The following is a 13,575-nucleotide window of genomic DNA, read 5'->3' on the forward strand; positions in this document are numbered from 1 at the left end:
TCCGTCAGGGCCCGCTGAACTGCCCAGCATGCAGCATGACAGCACCCCTGCGCACGTACGGGCCCGCCCCCTGCCGCCCGTTGAGGGGCAGCGGGCGGCGGGCCCGTACGGCGAAGGTCAGTTGCCGCTGACGGGCAGGACCGACCCCTTGTACTTGTCCTGGATGAACTTCTTCACCTCGGGCGAGGTGAGCAGCTTCGCCAGCTTCTTGACCCTCGGGTCGTCCTCGTTGCCCTTCTTGACCGCGAGGAGGTTGGCGTAGGGGTTGTTCTTCGCGGACTCCAGGTAGACGGCGTCCTTGGTGGGGCTGAGGCCCGCGTCCTGGGCGAAGTTGTTGTTGATGACGGCGGCGTCCATGTCGTCCAGGGAGCGCGGAAGCTGGGCGGCCTCCATCTCCTGGAACTTCAGGTGCCGGGGGTTGCTCGTGACGTCGGCCGGGGAGGCGTCGGCGCCCGCGCCGGGCTTCAGCTCGATGACGCCGGCCGAGGCGAGCAGCTTGAGCGCGCGGGCCTCGTTGGTGAGGTCGTTGGGCACGCCGACGGTGGCGCCGTCGCGGAGCTTGGCGACGTCCTTGACCTTGTGGGAGTAGACCCCCATGGGCGGCAGGTACGCCTTCACCACCGAGACCAGGTCCGTGCCCTTGGACTTGTTGAAGTCATCGAGGAACGGCTGGTTCTGGTAGAGGTTCGCGTCGAGCGTGCCCTCCTGGAGCGCGGTGTTCGGCAGGACGTAGTCCGTGAACTCCTTGATCTCCAGCTTGAGTCCGGCCTTGGCGGCGAGCTTGTCGTCGATGTGGTGGAGCACTTCACCGGCGGGGACGGGGGTGACGCCGACGACCAGGGGGCCGTTGTCGTCACCTCCCTTGCCGGTGGCCGTGCCTGAGCCGCAGGCGGTCAGGCCGAGCGAGAGGGCCGCGGCGGTGGCCGCCGCGAGCCAGGTGGTCTTGCGCATGGGTCGGTCCCCTTGAGAGCGGTCGGGGTCTGGCTGCCGGGTGCGGTCGGAGCGATCAGAAGGAGGGGATGACGGAACCCTGGTACTTGTCCTGGATGAACTTCTTCACCTCGGGCGAGGTGAGCAGCTTCGCCAGCTTCTTGACCCTCGGGTCGTTCTCGTTGCCCTTCTTGACCGCGAGGAAGTTGCCGTAGGGGCTGTTCTTCGCGGACTCCAGGACGATGGCGTCCTTGGCGGGCTTGAGGCCGGAGGATATGGCGTAGTTGCCGTTGACGACCGCCGCGTCCACGTCGTCCAGGGAGCGCGGGGTCTGGGCCGCCTCGACCTCCTTGAACTTCAGGTTCTTGGGGTTCTTGGTGATGTCGGCGGGGGTGGCCTCGGAGCCGACGCCGTCCTTGAGGGTGATCAGCTTGTTGGAGGCCAGCAGCTTGAGCGCGCGGGCCTCGTTGACGGCGTCGTTGGGGACGGCGACGGTCGCACCGCTCTTCAGGTCGTCGGCCTTCTTGACCTTGTGGGAGTAGAGGCCGAGCGGTTCCAGGTGAACCGTGACGACGGGCACGATGTGGGTGCCGCGCTTCTTGTTGAAGTCGTCGAGGTACGGCTGGTTCTGGAAGTAGTTGGCTCCGACCGAGCCGTCCTCGGTGGCCGTGTTCGGCGTGATGTAGTCGGTGAACTCCTTGACCTGCAGGTCGAGTCCGGCCTTCTTCGCCAGGTTCTTGCTGACGAAGTTCAGGATCTCGGCGTGCGGGGTGGGGCTCGCGGCGACGATCAGCGGTCCGCTGGTGTCGGTGGAGCCGGAGTCCTTTCCGGAGCCGCAGGCGGAGAGACCGAGGGTGAGGGCTCCGGCGGCGAGGACGGCGGTGGTGAGCTTGGCGGTGTTACGCACGAAAAGTGCCTTTCCTTAAAGGGTGGTGCGACCCCGGACTTGGGTGGCCGGGAAGTCTTGAGGGGGCGTACGGGCGGCTCAGGCGACCTTGGAGATGTCGGCGGCGGCCGGCTCCTTGGCCTTGAGCAGGCGCAGCTTCGGCACCGGTCCGGAGCCGCCGCGCCCGTGCAGCGAGCGGGCGGCGAAGTCACCGGCGAACTGGATGAGGGAGATGACGACGGCGAGGATGCCGACGGTGATCCACATCAGTCCGGTCTCGAAGCGCTGGTAGCCGTAGCGGACGGCGAGGTCGCCGAGTCCGCCGCCGCCGACCGTGCCGGCCATGGCCGAGTAACCGATGAGCGCGATGATCGTCGTGGTGGTGCTGGCGATCAGCGAGGGCAGCGCCTCGGGGATGAGCACCTTGCGGACGATGGTCCAGCTATTGCCGCCCATGGCCTGCACGGCCTCGACGAGTCCGCCGTCCACCTCGCGGACGGCCGTCTCGACCAGCCGGGCGAAGAACGGGATGCCGCCGATGGCCAGCGGCACGATCGCGGCGGTGGTGCCGATGGTGGTGCCGGTCACCCAGCGGGTGAAGCTCATCAGCGCGACCATCAGGATGATGAACGGCATCGAGCGGCCGACGTTCACGACCTGGCCGATCACCTTGTTGGCGACGACGTTCTGGAGCAGTCCGCCGCGTTCGGTGAGGACGAGGAGGATGCCCAGCGGCAGGCCGAGGGCGATGGCGATCAGGGTGGACCAGAGCACCATCGAGAACGTCTCGGAACACGCCTGGGACAGCAGCGGCTGTATCTCGGACCAGGTCACTTCGCACCCTCCGTCACCAGAACGGGCTCACCCTCGGCGTCGACCACGTCGACCTGGAGGCCCTGCTCACGCAGGAAGCCCACCGGCACCACGTTGTCCTCGTAGCGGCCGGGCAGTTCGATGCGCATCCGGCCGATCTGGAGGCCGCCGACGGTGTCGATGGCCGCGCCGAGGATCGAGATCTCGATGTTGTAGGTGCGGGCGAGCTGGGAGACGACCGGCTGGGTGGCCGCCTCGCCGTGGAAGGTGATGTCGAGGACGGTGCGGTCGTCGCCACTGGCCTCGCCGCCGACCGGGAACAGGGCGGAGGCCAACTGCGAGCCGGGGGTGGCCAGCAGTTCGCTGACGGTGCCGGATTCCACGATGCGTCCCTTCTCCATGAGCGCGGCGGAGTCGCAGATCGACTTCACCACGTCCATCTCGTGGGTGATCAGCAGGACGGTCAGGCCCAGTTGCCGGTTCAGGTCGCGCAGCAACTGGAGGATGGAGCGGGTGGTCTCCGGGTCGAGGGCGCTGGTGGCCTCGTCGGAGAGCAGCACCTTCGGGTCGCCGGCCAGGGCGCGGGCGATGCCGACGCGCTGCTTCTGGCCGCCGGAGAGCTGGGCCGGGTAGGACTTCGCCTTGTCGGCCAGGCCGACGAGGTCGAGGAGTTCCAGCGCCTTGCGGGAGCGCTCCTTGCCGGACTTGCCGAGGATCTCCAGCGGCAGCTCGATGTTGTCCTGCACGGTGCGCGAGGACAGCAGGTTGAAGTGCTGGAAGACCATGCCGATGTGGCTGCGGGCCCGGCGCAGTTCCTTGCCCGCACGCGGTCCGCGGCCGGCGAGGGCGGTGAGGTCCTGTCCGGCGACGGTCACGGTGCCGGCGGTGGGGCGCTCCAGCAGGTTGACGCAGCGGATCAGGGAGGACTTTCCGGCGCCGGACTGGCCGATGACGCCGTAGACCTCTCCTTCGCGGACGTGGAGGTCGACGCCGTCGAGGGCGGTGACCTCACGGCCGCGCGAGCGGTAGACCTTGGTCAGGCCCGAGGTGGTGATCACAGGGGTTTCCGTCACTGTCGAGTGCCGGGCGCGGGTGTGCCCGGCACAGGTGCATGGGGTTGCATTTCAGGGACGCGGCACGGTTCTCGCGGTGGCGAGTGAACCGGTGGAGAACAGCGTGTGCGCGAATGGCACGGGGTCCGGTACGCCGGTGTTCCGGAGCCGGGCCGGGCCATGGCTCTCGCTTCGGGGCGCGAGGCTCGTCGGTGGTGCGGGGGCCCTCTAGAAGGCGCGCATTCGGCACGTCATGCGACACATACAACGAGCACCGGGCGTGTGGGTCGCCTCGGTCGCAAGGGTGCGGCTGCTCGTCGTGGTCATGCGGTCAGTAAACCAGACCGGCCGCGCGGACCGGAGAGACCTGTCCACATGCTGGACACGCGTGGATGGTGTCGGTGAGACACACCGGCCCAGGTGGGGGGTGGGTCACCCGCGTCAGCACGGGGCAGGAGCGCATCGGAGGGGCGCGGTGTCCGGCCCCTCCCGCGCGGACGGTTGTGGCCAACACCACGGCGCTCGTGCCCGTGCCGGGGGCGGCGGCGGGCGCCCGATTCGGCCGTAATAAGGTCTCCGCATGCTCAATGCCCTGACGCTGGTGACCGGGATCGCCGCGCTGCTGCTGGCGGCCTGGTGCGGCTGGGCCGCACACCGGGACCAGCCGACCAAGGACTGGCACTTCATCGGCATGGCCGTGGTGTCCCTGCTGGCCGTGGTCCAGTTGGTCGTCGGCATCGTGCTGCTGGCGCGGGGCGACAAGCCGGACCAGGGCACTACGATCTTCGTGGCGTATCTGCTGGGCGCGCTGGCGTGCGTCCCGGCGGCGGGCTTCATGTCGCTGGCCGAGCGCACGCGCTGGGGTTCGGTGACGGTCGCGGCGGGCGGCGTGGTGCTGGCCGTCCTGGAAGTACGGCTCTTTGACATCTGGGGAGGCTGACATGACGGCGCTGGAGGAGAAGCCGGCCCGGCTGATCAGCGGTCCGGGCATGCTGCTGGTCTGGTTCTACGGCGTGATGGTGGTCGGCGCCGTGTCGCGCTCGGTCTACCAGATCGTCACGGACTTCGACCGGGCACCGCTCGCGTACATGCTGTCGGCGCTCGCGGGCGTGGTGTACGGGTTCATCACCTACACCCTGGTCCGGGGCGGCGAGACGGCCCGCCGGGCGGCGGTGGTGTGCTGCGCCGCCGAGCTGGCCGGGGTGCTGATCGTGGGCACCTGGACGCTGGTCGAGCCGTCCGCGTTCCAGGACTCGACCGTGTGGTCGGACTACGGGATGGGGTACGTCTTCATCCCCGTACTGCTGCCGGTGACCGCGCTGTACTGGCTGCGCGCGGCGCGGCGGCAGGCGGCTTGAGACCGCCTGCCCGTCGGTCTCGTCAGGCCGTGGCCGCGTAGTCGGCCGCCGGCTTCTCCAGCACGATCATCTCGACGCCGTCCGCGCCCAGTGAGCGGCCCACGGCCCGGTAGCCCAGCTTGCGGCAGAGCCGCAGTCCGCTCTCGCTGCGGTGCCCGGTGCGCATCCGGTACGTGGTGGCGCCGCGCTGCTCGGCGAGCGCCTTCTCGGCCGCGCCCAGCAGCCGGGCGCCGATGCCGTGGCCCTGGAGGCGGGGGTGGACGCAGAGCATGCCGATGGCGGCCGCGCCGTCCTCGGTGAGCCGCCCGCGCACCGAGCCGACCACCTCGTCCCCGAGCCGCGCGACGAAGACGCAGTCGGCGGCGACCTCCTCGCGGACCTGGTCCAGGCTCTGCACCAGCGGGTCGATGCGGTAGTTCCCGTAGCGCGCGGCCTCGCTCTGGAAGCAGAGGTACTGGAGCCGGAAGATCTGCTCCGCGTCCGGCTCGGCCGCCGCCGAGATGGTCACGCTCATGCCCATGTGCGCATGCCTCCCGCTCACCTGATCACTGTTGTCCCCCACCTCTATCCCCGTGCTTCGGTGCTGGCAACCTCCGCCGTCAGCATTCGTCGCAGACATCCCAGACATCTGGAGCGTTCCGGTCCGAGGCTGCCCTGTGAGATGCCCAACTCCCCCGCGATCTCGCGGTAGGTGAGGTCGCGCGGGGAGAGCAGGGCCGCCATGATGCGCGGGCAGCGGCCGGGGAGCCTGCGGACCGCGTCCCGCACCACCCGGTGCCGGGCGGCGCTGAGGGCGAGTTGCTCCGGGCCGGGCCGGGTGTCGTCGGCGGGTTCCTCGTCGTAGGGCCGCTCCACGCCGTGGGTACGGCGGCTGAGCCGGCCCTCGTCGCGTACGGCGTCGCGCAGCCAGCCGGAGGGGTCCGGCGGCGGGCCCTGGCTCTGCAGCCGCTCCAGCAGCCGGAGCCACACGGCCTGTTCCAGGTCGCCGGGTTCGCTCCCGGAGGCATATGCCTCGGCGGACGCCTCCGCGGTGAGCAGCGGGCGCAGATCGGTCAGCAGGTCGTGGGTCATATGCGTCGAGACGCGCCGTCCCGGCCGGCGGGTTTCCGGGACGGCGCGCTGTCACCCGGATCAGCGGGTGCGGGGCGCCGGTGTTGACGCCCCGGCCGTACTTCAGTGGCCCAGGAAGTCGGCGCGGGCCAGCACGCCGGTGTCGGCGTTGTCGGTGAAGACGCCGTCGATCCCGGTGGCGAAGTAGGTGCGGTACGCGCCGAACACGTCCCCGTAGCCGTCGGGGTCGCCGCCCTTGCGGAACTCCGCCGGGAGGAAGGGGTTCTCGTTGCGCATGGTGTACGGGTGCAGGATCAGGCCGACCTTGTGCGCGTCGGCGACCAGCCGGGTCGGCTCGCCCAGGGTGCCGTCGGCCTTCTTCGGGATGACCAGGTCCAGGGTGGGACCGATGCCCTGGGCGTACCCCGCGATCTCGCGCAGCCCCTTGGGCGTGACGAGGTCGGCCACCGTACGGGGGTCACCGGTGGCGACGAAGTCGTACGGGCGGGTGCCCGCGGCGTCGAGGAGGACGACCAGTGGATTGTCGACGATCCGGTTGAGCCGCTGGATGCTGGTCGGCTCGAAGGACTGCAGCACGACCGGCGAATTCCGGGTGTCCTTGCCGTACTTGCGCAGCAGCTTGGCCACCCGCTGCTCCGGGTCCAGGCCGAGGCGGCGGAAGTAGGTGGGGTGCTTCAGCTCGGGGTAGATCCAGACCTGGCGGCCGCGCTCACGGGTGCGGGCGTCCTGCCACTTCAGCACCTCCTCGAAGGTGGGGATCTCCCAGCGGCCGTTGTAAAGGGTGTTGTGCGGGCGGTTGGCCGGGATGCGCTCGACGGCCCGCAGCGTCTTCAGCTCGGCGAGCGTGAAGTCCTCGGTGAACCAGCCGGTGACGGAGACCCCGTCGAGCACCTTGGTGGTCTTCCGGCCGGCGAACTCGGGGTGCGCGGCGACGTCGGTGGTGCCCCCGATCTCGGGCTCGTGACGGCAGACGAGATGCCCGTCCTTGGTGGGCACCAGGTCACCGGCCTCCACGATGTCGGCGCCGAGTTCCAGCGCGAGGTCGTACGAGCCGAAGGTGTGCTCGGGGCGGTAGCCGCTGGCACCCCGGTGGCCGATGATCGTCGGCACCGGCAGGCTCTTCAGACCGCGTCCGCCGGACCCGGCCGTCCGGGTGTCCGCCGCCCGGGCGGCGGAGGGCAGCCCGAGGACCGCCCCGCCCGCGCCGAGCACCGCCGCACCGAGGACCGCGCGCCGTCCGGTCGCGCGCGAGGGCTGGTTGGTCCGGTCGCTTTCCATACGCGTCTCCCGCTGTCGTTACGAGGGTCTTCTTGGGTCTGACCTGTGCTGTGTCCGTTGGGGTGCGCGCCGATCGTAGGGGCGTGGACATGACGGAGGGGAGACCTCGGCGGGAACACGCGGGTGCGGGCCGATGGCACGACGGGGTGTTCCGCGGCGGATGAGCCCGTGTCAACAACACGTAAGACCTCGGTGAATCGCGCTGCCCGATGTGCGCTTTTCCCATAGCCGCGAGTAATGTCCTCACCTGCACAGACTCATATCGTCCGCTCGGCCTGGAGGACCCGTTGTCCCGCTTCGCGCTCATCAAGGCAGTGCTCGCGCCGGCCATGCGCCTGATGTTCCGCCCCCAGGTGGAGGGCCTTGAGCGCATCCCCGGTGAGGGCCCGGTGATCCTGGCGGGCAACCACCTGACGTTCATCGACTCGATCGTGCTGCCGGTGGTGTCCAAGCGGCAGGTGCAGTTCATCGGCAAGGACGAGTACGTCACCGGCAAGGGGATCAAGGGGCGGGCCATGGCCTGGTTCTTCACCGGGGTCGGCATGATTCCGGTGGACCGGGACGGTGCGAATGGCGGCGTGGCCGCGCTGATGACGGGGCGGCGGGTGCTGGAGGAGGGGCGGGTCTTCGGGATCTACCCCGAGGGGACTCGCTCTCCCGACGGGCGGCTGTACCGGGGGCGTACGGGGATTGCTCGGCTGACGCTCATGACGGGGGCGCCGGTGGTGCCGTTCGCCATGATCGGCACGGACAAGCTTCAGCCTGGGGGGAAGGGGTTTCCCCGTCCGGGGAAGGTGACGGTTCGCTTTGGCGAGCCTATGGAGTTCTCCCGGTATGAGGGGATGGATCGGGATCGGTATGTGCTGCGGGCTGTGACGGATTCTGTGATGGCTGAGGTTATGCGGCTTTCTGGGCAGGAGTACGTGGATATGTACGCCACGAAGGCCAAGGCTGCGTGAGGTTGTTTTTTGGGCGTGGGTGCGTTGTGGCTTGTCGCGCAGTTCCCCGCGCCCCTGGGTAGGCACGGTCAGGCCGCGTTTTCCAGCCTCTGCCCCTTCAGCAGGAACCACGCCGCCACCGCAGTCATCAGCAGTACCGCCGCTCCCGCTCCTGACGCCAAGTGCAGGCCGTGTACGAAGGATTCTCTGGCCGCTTCCAGCAATGCCTCTGATCTCGGGGTGGGCATTGCCGTTGAGGCTTCCACTGCCGCGCCCAGGGACTCGTGGGCGGATTCCGGGGTGCCCGGTGGGGCTGTGAAATTGCGGTAGGCGGCCGTCACGATCGAGCCCAGCAGGGCGATGCCCAGGGCCGCGCCCAGTTCGTACGCCGTTTCCGAGACGGCCGAGGCGGCGCCCGCGCGGTTCTTGTCGACGCTGGAGAGGATGACGTCGGAGGTGACGGTGAAGGAGAAGCCCGCGCCGGTGCCGACGATCAGCAGGGCGGCGCCGAGCAGGGGGTAGCCGGTGGTGGCGTCGAGCGTGGTGAGGACGGCGAGGGAGACGCCGATCGCGGCGAGGCCGCCGGAGACCACCGCGCGTACCGAGAAGCGGCGGGCCGCGCGGCCCGCGATCAGACCGGCCACCACCGCGCCGACGGCGGCGGGCAGTTCGGCCAGGCCCGCCTCGAACGGGTGCCTGCCCTGGACCAGTTGCAGGAACTGGGACAGGAAGAACACCAGCCCCGACATCCCGAGCACCGTCAGCAGATCCGCCAGCACCGCCCCGCTGAAGCCCCGGTGCCGGAACAGCCGCATGTCCAGCAGCGGGGTCGGCAGGGTGAGCTGGCGCCGGACGAACCCGTACAGCGCGGCGGCGCCCAGCAGGCCGGTGGCCAGCGTGAGCGGGCCGAAGCCGTGGGTCGCGGCCTCCTTCACCGCGTAGACCAGCGCGAGCATGCCGACCAGGGACAGCAGCACGCTCGCCAGGTCCCACGGGCCGGGGTTCGGGTCGCGGGACTCGGGCAGGGTGCGGATGCCGACCAGGACCAGGACCGCCATCACCGGCAGGTTGATCAGGAACACCGAGCCCCACCAGAAGTGCTCCAGCAGGAAGCCGCCCACGATGGGGCCGACGGCCGTGCCGGCGGAGGCGGTGGCGCCCCAGATGCCGATGGCGAGGCTGCGCTCGCGCGGGTCGTGGAAGAGGTTGCGGATCAGGGCCAGGGTCGCGGGCATCAGGGTCGCGCCCGCGACGCCGAGCAGGGCCCGCGCCAGGATCATCAGGCCGGGCGTGCTCGCGTAGGCGTTCAGCACCGAGATCGCGCCGAACGCGGCCGCGCCGCAGAGCAGGATGCGCTTGCGGCCGACGCGGTCGCCGAGGCTGCCCATCGAGACGAGCAGTCCGGCGATGACGAACGAGTAGACGTCCCCGATCCACAGCAACTGGGTGCCGGAGGGGTGCAGATCCTCGCTGATGTAGGGGGTGGCGAGGCCGAGGACGGTGGCGTCGACGGCGACGAGCAGGACGGCGAGGACCAGCACCGAGAGTGCCAGCCAGCGGCCGGGGCGCCGCTCGGTCTCGACGGGTAGGGGCTGCCGCAGGGTGCTGGTCATGATTCCGCCCTGCGCAGCGCGCCGCCGAGCAGCAGCTCGGCGACCATCGTGGCGAAGTCTCGGGAGGCCACCCGGCCGTCCACCGCGGCCCAGGCGCACGAGGTGATCAGCCCGTAGAAGGCTTCGGTGAGCCAGCCGGGGGTGAGGTCGATACGGAGGTCGCCGTCGCGCTGGCCGCGCTGGAAGAGGGCGCTGATCCGGGCGTCCAGGCCCAGCCAGCCGGTGTTCTGCCCCGCGCCCTCCCAGAGCTGGTTCTCGCCGTAGAGGAAGGCGAGCAGTCCGGCGGCCGGCTCGATCTCGCGGACCAGACGGCGTACGGCGTCGGCGGCGGGGCCCTCGTCCAGCCGGGCGCGGTCGAGCGCCGCCTCGCACTCCGCGATGCCGAGCGCCTCCAGCGCGCGGACCAGCGCGTCGCGTCCGGCGAAGTGCCGGTGGAGCGTGGCACGGCTGATCCCGGCCGCGCGCGCGACCTCGTCCATCGTCGCGGTGGACTTGCGGGTCAGCAGGGCGGCGGCGGAGCGCAGCACGTGGTCACGGTCGAGAGCCATGAGACAAGGGTACCTCGAATGAGACATTGATGTCTCACCGTGGGCAGGTGAGGCCGTTCACCGGCGGAGAAGCCCCGCCCGCCGCCGTCCGACTACGGGTGAGGCTCGTCTTCCCTCGTCGCCCCTGAGGCCGTGTTGTCGTAGACGGCCCTGGCCTCTGCGATGGCAGCGCGGTGCCGCTCCGCCCATTCCACGAGGCCGGTGAGGGAGGAGTGCAGCTCCTGAGCCATGGAAGTGAGGCTGTACTCGACCTTCGGCGGCACGGTGGGGTAAACGGTTCTCGTCAGCAGACCGTCGCGTTCCAGCCTGCGCAGGTTCAGGGTGAGCATCCGCCGGCTGATGCCTTCGACAGCTCGTTCCAGCTCGGTGAACCTGACGGGGCCGTGCGCGGCGGCGACCAGGATGCTGATGCTCCACTTGCCCGCCACGTGATCGATCACCTCGACCAGCGGACACGCCTGGGCGGTGACCTCCTGGGACACACGCGTGTTACTGCGTGACATGAAAGTGCCTCCTTCCCTGGCTCCTGATGGTTACAGAAGATGGCGGCTGTAACAAATAGTTCCCCAAAGGGAGGTACGACCATGCCCATGTCCCACGCACGGGCGAGTGCGTCACCCTGGCTGACCGTCATCCTGCTCTGCGTCGGCCAGATGATGATCGTCCTGGACCAGAACATCGTGAACGTGGCGCTGCCCGCCGTACAGCGTGGCCTCGGAATCTCCTCCGGGAACCTGATCTGGGTGGTCAACGCCTACGTGATTCCGTTCGGTGGTCTCCTGCTGCTGGCCGGACGGCTCGGTGACCTGATCGGGCGGAAGGCCGTCTTCCTCACCGGGATCGTGTTGTTCAGCGCCTCTTCGGTGCTGTGCGGTCTCGCGGCCGGCGAGAGCGTGCTGATCGCCTCCCGCTTCCTCCAGGGGATCGGTGGGGCGGTGGCCTCCGCCTGCATCCTCGGCATGGTCGCGACCGTGTTCTCCGGTCGCCGCGAGCAGGCTCAGGCCATCGCCGCGTACAGCTTCGCCTCGGCGGGCGGCGGCGCGGTCGGGCCGCTGCTCGGCGGCGTCCTCACCGAACTGCTCAGCTGGCACTGGATCTTCTTCATCAACGCACCGATCGGTGCCGCCCTCGTCCTGGTCGGCGCACGAGTGCTCCCCGGGCAACGCGGCGAGGGCCTGGGCAAGGGCACCGACTTCCTGGGAGCCCTGCTGCTCATGGCCGGCATGACGCTCTTGGTGTACACCGTCGTGGACGCCGAGCGAGTCGGATGGGCAGCGCCCCGGACCCTGCTGCTCGGTCCTCTGGCCCTCGTGTCGCTGATCGGGTTCGTGGTCCGCCAGGCCACGGCCGCCAGACCGCTGTTGCCACTGACTTACTTCCGCTCGCGGAGCCTGGCCGCGGCCAACATCGTCCAGTTCCTGATGATCGGCGGCATGTTCGGCCTGTTGTTCTTCGGCACGCTCTATCTCCAGCGGGTGCTGAGGTATGGCTCCCTGCGGGCCGGCATGGCGTTCGTGCCCATCGCCGTGGTGATCGCGGCGGTGTCCCTCGGTCTTTCGACCCGGCTCATCACCAGGTTCGGCCGGCGCGCGATGCTGCTGCTCGGGCTCGCCCTCGTCGTCGGGGCGTTCGTCATGCTGTCGTTCGCCCGCGTCGACGGCGTCTACCTGGTGGATTTCCTTCCGGCCGGTCTCGTCATGGGGCTCGGCTTCGGCCTCGCCGCGCCCGCCGTCATGGGACTCGGCATGGCCGCCGTCACGCCCGCCGAGTCCGGCATCGCCTCCGGGCTGTTCAACACCACTCAGCAGATCGGGGGCGCGATCGGCCTGACCGTGCTGAGCGCCTTCGTCAGCGCGCGTACCGACAGCCTCACCGCCGCGGGGAAGACCGAGACGGAATCGCTGGCCGGCGGCTACCACGTGGCCTTCCTGGCCGCCTCCGGATTCGCGCTGGCCGCCTTGCTCGTCGGCGCCGGCCTGCTCAGGGGAGCGCCGTCCGTGGGCATGGAGCAACAGAGCACGGCGTCTCCCGAACACCACACCCCGGTCTCCTGACCGGCGGCGGGACGGCCCGGTCAGAGGAGCCGTCAACCTCTCATTGCCAAGGCAGCTCGCCGCGTCGTGCCCAGTAGGTGTGCGGGTCCTCCGCGAGGGTGTCGAGACGGGCCCGCTGGTCGTCGCTGAGGTCGACGGCGGCGGCGTGCAGGTTGGAGCCGAGCTGGGGGACGGTCGCGGCGCCGGAGAGGACGACGCCGGCCCAGGGGCGGCAGAGGATCAGCGCGAGGGCGACGGCGTCCGTGCCGAGGCCGGTCTCCTCCGTGATGTCCCGCAGGGGCTGGGGGGCGTGGTCCGGGGCGAGCCTGCCGTTGGCCATGCCCTCCTTGACGATCACCGTGAGCCCGGCGTCGTGGGCTTGCGCGAGCGCGGGGCCGGCCGAGGTCTCCAGGGCGTTGTACGTGGACTGCACGGTGCGGAACAGGGGCGTGCCGTCGACGGTGATCTCCAGAGCGGCCCGGATGGTGTCGGCCTGGGCGGGGCCGCTGGTGGAGAAGCCGATGGTGAGGCCGCCTGCGGCCGCTTCGGCGAGCCTTTGATGCAGGGCGCGGTCGGTGAGGGCGGGGCTGTCGGGGGTGAGGGAGTGGATCTGGTACAGGTCCAGCCGGTCCCCGAGCAGTTCGGCCGTTTCGGCGCGCTGGCGGTCGTACGTGGGGAGGGTGTGGTCCTTGATCTCGTGCTGGTCGGCGTCGGTGGACCAGTCGGCGGTGTAGGTGTAGCCCCACTTGCTGCCGATCACCACGTCGTCGGCGTCCGGGCGGGCCTTCAGCCAGTTCGCGAGGAACTCCTCGCTGCGGCCGTAGGAGCGGGCGGCGTCGAAGTAGCGGACGCCTTGGGCGTAGGCGGCGTCCAGTAGTTCGTGCGTGCGGGTTTGTAGCGCCTTGGCGCTCCGGTCATCTCCTAGGTCTTTGGCTCGGTTCAGGTTGATGTAGGCGGGGCGGCCTACCGCGGCCAGGCCCAGACCTAGGTGGCAGGTGGGGGTGGTGGCGGAGGAGAGGCGAGTGAAGGGCATCGTGGCGGTCCGTTCGTTCGGC

15 protein-coding genes are annotated in these 13,575 nt (G+C 69.9%); 4 read left to right on the forward strand and 11 right to left on the reverse strand.

What is annotated here, in order from left to right:
• Nucleotides 1–117: 117 nt before the first annotated feature.
• The 4 genes from E5083_RS25925 to E5083_RS25940 all read right to left on the reverse strand — a co-directional run bounded on the left by E5083_RS25925 (nt 118) and on the right by E5083_RS25940 (nt 3,687).
• Entirely contained in the window at nt 118–951 is an 834-nt protein-coding gene (locus E5083_RS25925) for a MetQ/NlpA family ABC transporter substrate-binding protein (protein WP_135788103.1), read from the reverse strand.
• A 55-nt stretch (nt 952–1,006) separates the two neighbouring features.
• Complete coding sequence (locus E5083_RS25930; protein ID WP_135788104.1) at nt 1,007–1,837, reverse strand: MetQ/NlpA family ABC transporter substrate-binding protein; 831 nt, start codon at nt 1,835–1,837, stop codon at nt 1,007–1,009.
• A 78-nt stretch (nt 1,838–1,915) separates the two neighbouring features.
• On the reverse strand, nt 1,916–2,650 hold the full coding sequence (locus E5083_RS25935) for a methionine ABC transporter permease (protein ID WP_135788105.1): 735 nt from the start codon (nt 2,648–2,650) through the stop codon (nt 1,916–1,918).
• Nucleotides 2,647–3,687 (reverse strand): methionine ABC transporter ATP-binding protein, encoded by a 1,041-nt coding sequence (locus tag E5083_RS25940; RefSeq protein WP_167513638.1) that lies wholly within the window; start codon nt 3,685–3,687, stop codon nt 2,647–2,649. The genes E5083_RS25935 and E5083_RS25940 overlap by 4 nt, the downstream gene beginning before the upstream one ends.
• A 574-nt stretch (nt 3,688–4,261) precedes the next feature.
• Here E5083_RS25940 and E5083_RS25945 point away from each other — a divergent pair.
• Together E5083_RS25945 and E5083_RS25950 are read left to right on the forward strand one after the other, a co-directional pair.
• Nucleotides 4,262–4,621: a hypothetical protein gene (locus tag E5083_RS25945; protein WP_135788107.1), complete on the forward strand. Its 360-nt coding sequence runs from the start codon at nt 4,262–4,264 to the stop codon at nt 4,619–4,621.
• A 1-nt stretch (nt 4,622) separates the two neighbouring features.
• Entirely contained in the window at nt 4,623–5,039 is a 417-nt protein-coding gene (locus E5083_RS25950; protein WP_135788108.1) for a hypothetical protein, read from the forward strand.
• A gap of 22 nt (nt 5,040–5,061) precedes the next feature.
• Here the strand turns inward: E5083_RS25950 and E5083_RS25955 are convergent, their stop codons facing one another.
• From E5083_RS25955 to E5083_RS25965, 3 genes are all read right to left on the reverse strand, one after another.
• On the reverse strand, nt 5,062–5,559 hold the full coding sequence (locus E5083_RS25955) for a GNAT family N-acetyltransferase (RefSeq protein ID WP_135788299.1): 498 nt from the start codon (nt 5,557–5,559) through the stop codon (nt 5,062–5,064).
• A 44-nt stretch (nt 5,560–5,603) separates the two neighbouring features.
• A complete protein-coding gene (locus E5083_RS25960; RefSeq protein WP_135788109.1) occupies nt 5,604–6,110 on the reverse strand; it encodes a sigma-70 family RNA polymerase sigma factor in 507 nt (168 codons plus the stop codon).
• Between the two features lie 102 nt (nt 6,111–6,212).
• Complete coding sequence (locus E5083_RS25965) at nt 6,213–7,388, reverse strand: glycerophosphodiester phosphodiesterase (RefSeq protein ID WP_135788110.1); 1,176 nt, start codon at nt 7,386–7,388, stop codon at nt 6,213–6,215.
• A gap of 329 nt (nt 7,389–7,717) precedes the next feature.
• On the opposite strand from E5083_RS25965, the gene E5083_RS25970 reads away from it, so the two are divergent.
• Nucleotides 7,718–8,347: a lysophospholipid acyltransferase family protein gene (locus E5083_RS25970; RefSeq protein WP_374201406.1), complete on the forward strand. Its 630-nt coding sequence runs from the start codon at nt 7,718–7,720 to the stop codon at nt 8,345–8,347.
• A gap of 68 nt (nt 8,348–8,415) precedes the next feature.
• Here the strand turns inward: E5083_RS25970 and E5083_RS25975 are convergent, their stop codons facing one another.
• The 3 genes from E5083_RS25975 to E5083_RS25985 all read right to left on the reverse strand — a co-directional run bounded on the left by E5083_RS25975 (nt 8,416) and on the right by E5083_RS25985 (nt 10,990).
• The gene (locus E5083_RS25975) at nt 8,416–9,939 is read right to left on the reverse strand and encodes an MFS transporter (protein WP_135788112.1); all 1,524 of its coding nucleotides are present in this window, start codon (nt 9,937–9,939) and stop codon (nt 8,416–8,418) included.
• Entirely contained in the window at nt 9,936–10,487 is a 552-nt protein-coding gene (locus E5083_RS25980) for a TetR/AcrR family transcriptional regulator (protein WP_135788113.1), read from the reverse strand. Before E5083_RS25980 ends, E5083_RS25975 begins: the two co-directional genes overlap by 4 nt.
• Before the next feature lie 92 nt (nt 10,488–10,579).
• Nucleotides 10,580–10,990 carry a winged helix-turn-helix transcriptional regulator gene (locus tag E5083_RS25985; RefSeq protein ID WP_135788114.1) on the reverse strand — a complete coding sequence of 137 codons (411 nt, stop codon included), beginning with the start codon at nt 10,988–10,990 and terminating at the stop codon, nt 10,580–10,582.
• Between the two features lie 81 nt (nt 10,991–11,071).
• Between E5083_RS25985 and E5083_RS25990 the strand changes: the two genes are divergently transcribed.
• The gene (locus E5083_RS25990) at nt 11,072–12,541 is read left to right on the forward strand and encodes an MFS transporter (protein WP_244317656.1); all 1,470 of its coding nucleotides are present in this window, start codon (nt 11,072–11,074) and stop codon (nt 12,539–12,541) included.
• 40 nt (nt 12,542–12,581) lie between these two features.
• On the opposite strand, the gene E5083_RS25995 is transcribed toward E5083_RS25990, so the two are convergent.
• A complete protein-coding gene (locus tag E5083_RS25995; RefSeq protein WP_135788116.1) occupies nt 12,582–13,553 on the reverse strand; it encodes an aldo/keto reductase in 972 nt (323 codons plus the stop codon).
• Between the last annotated feature and the right edge of the window lie 22 nt (nt 13,554–13,575).

Source organism: Streptomyces bauhiniae, from assembly GCF_004784475.1.
Taxonomy (GTDB): Bacteria; Actinomycetota; Actinomycetes; order Streptomycetales; family Streptomycetaceae; genus Streptomyces; species Streptomyces seoulensis.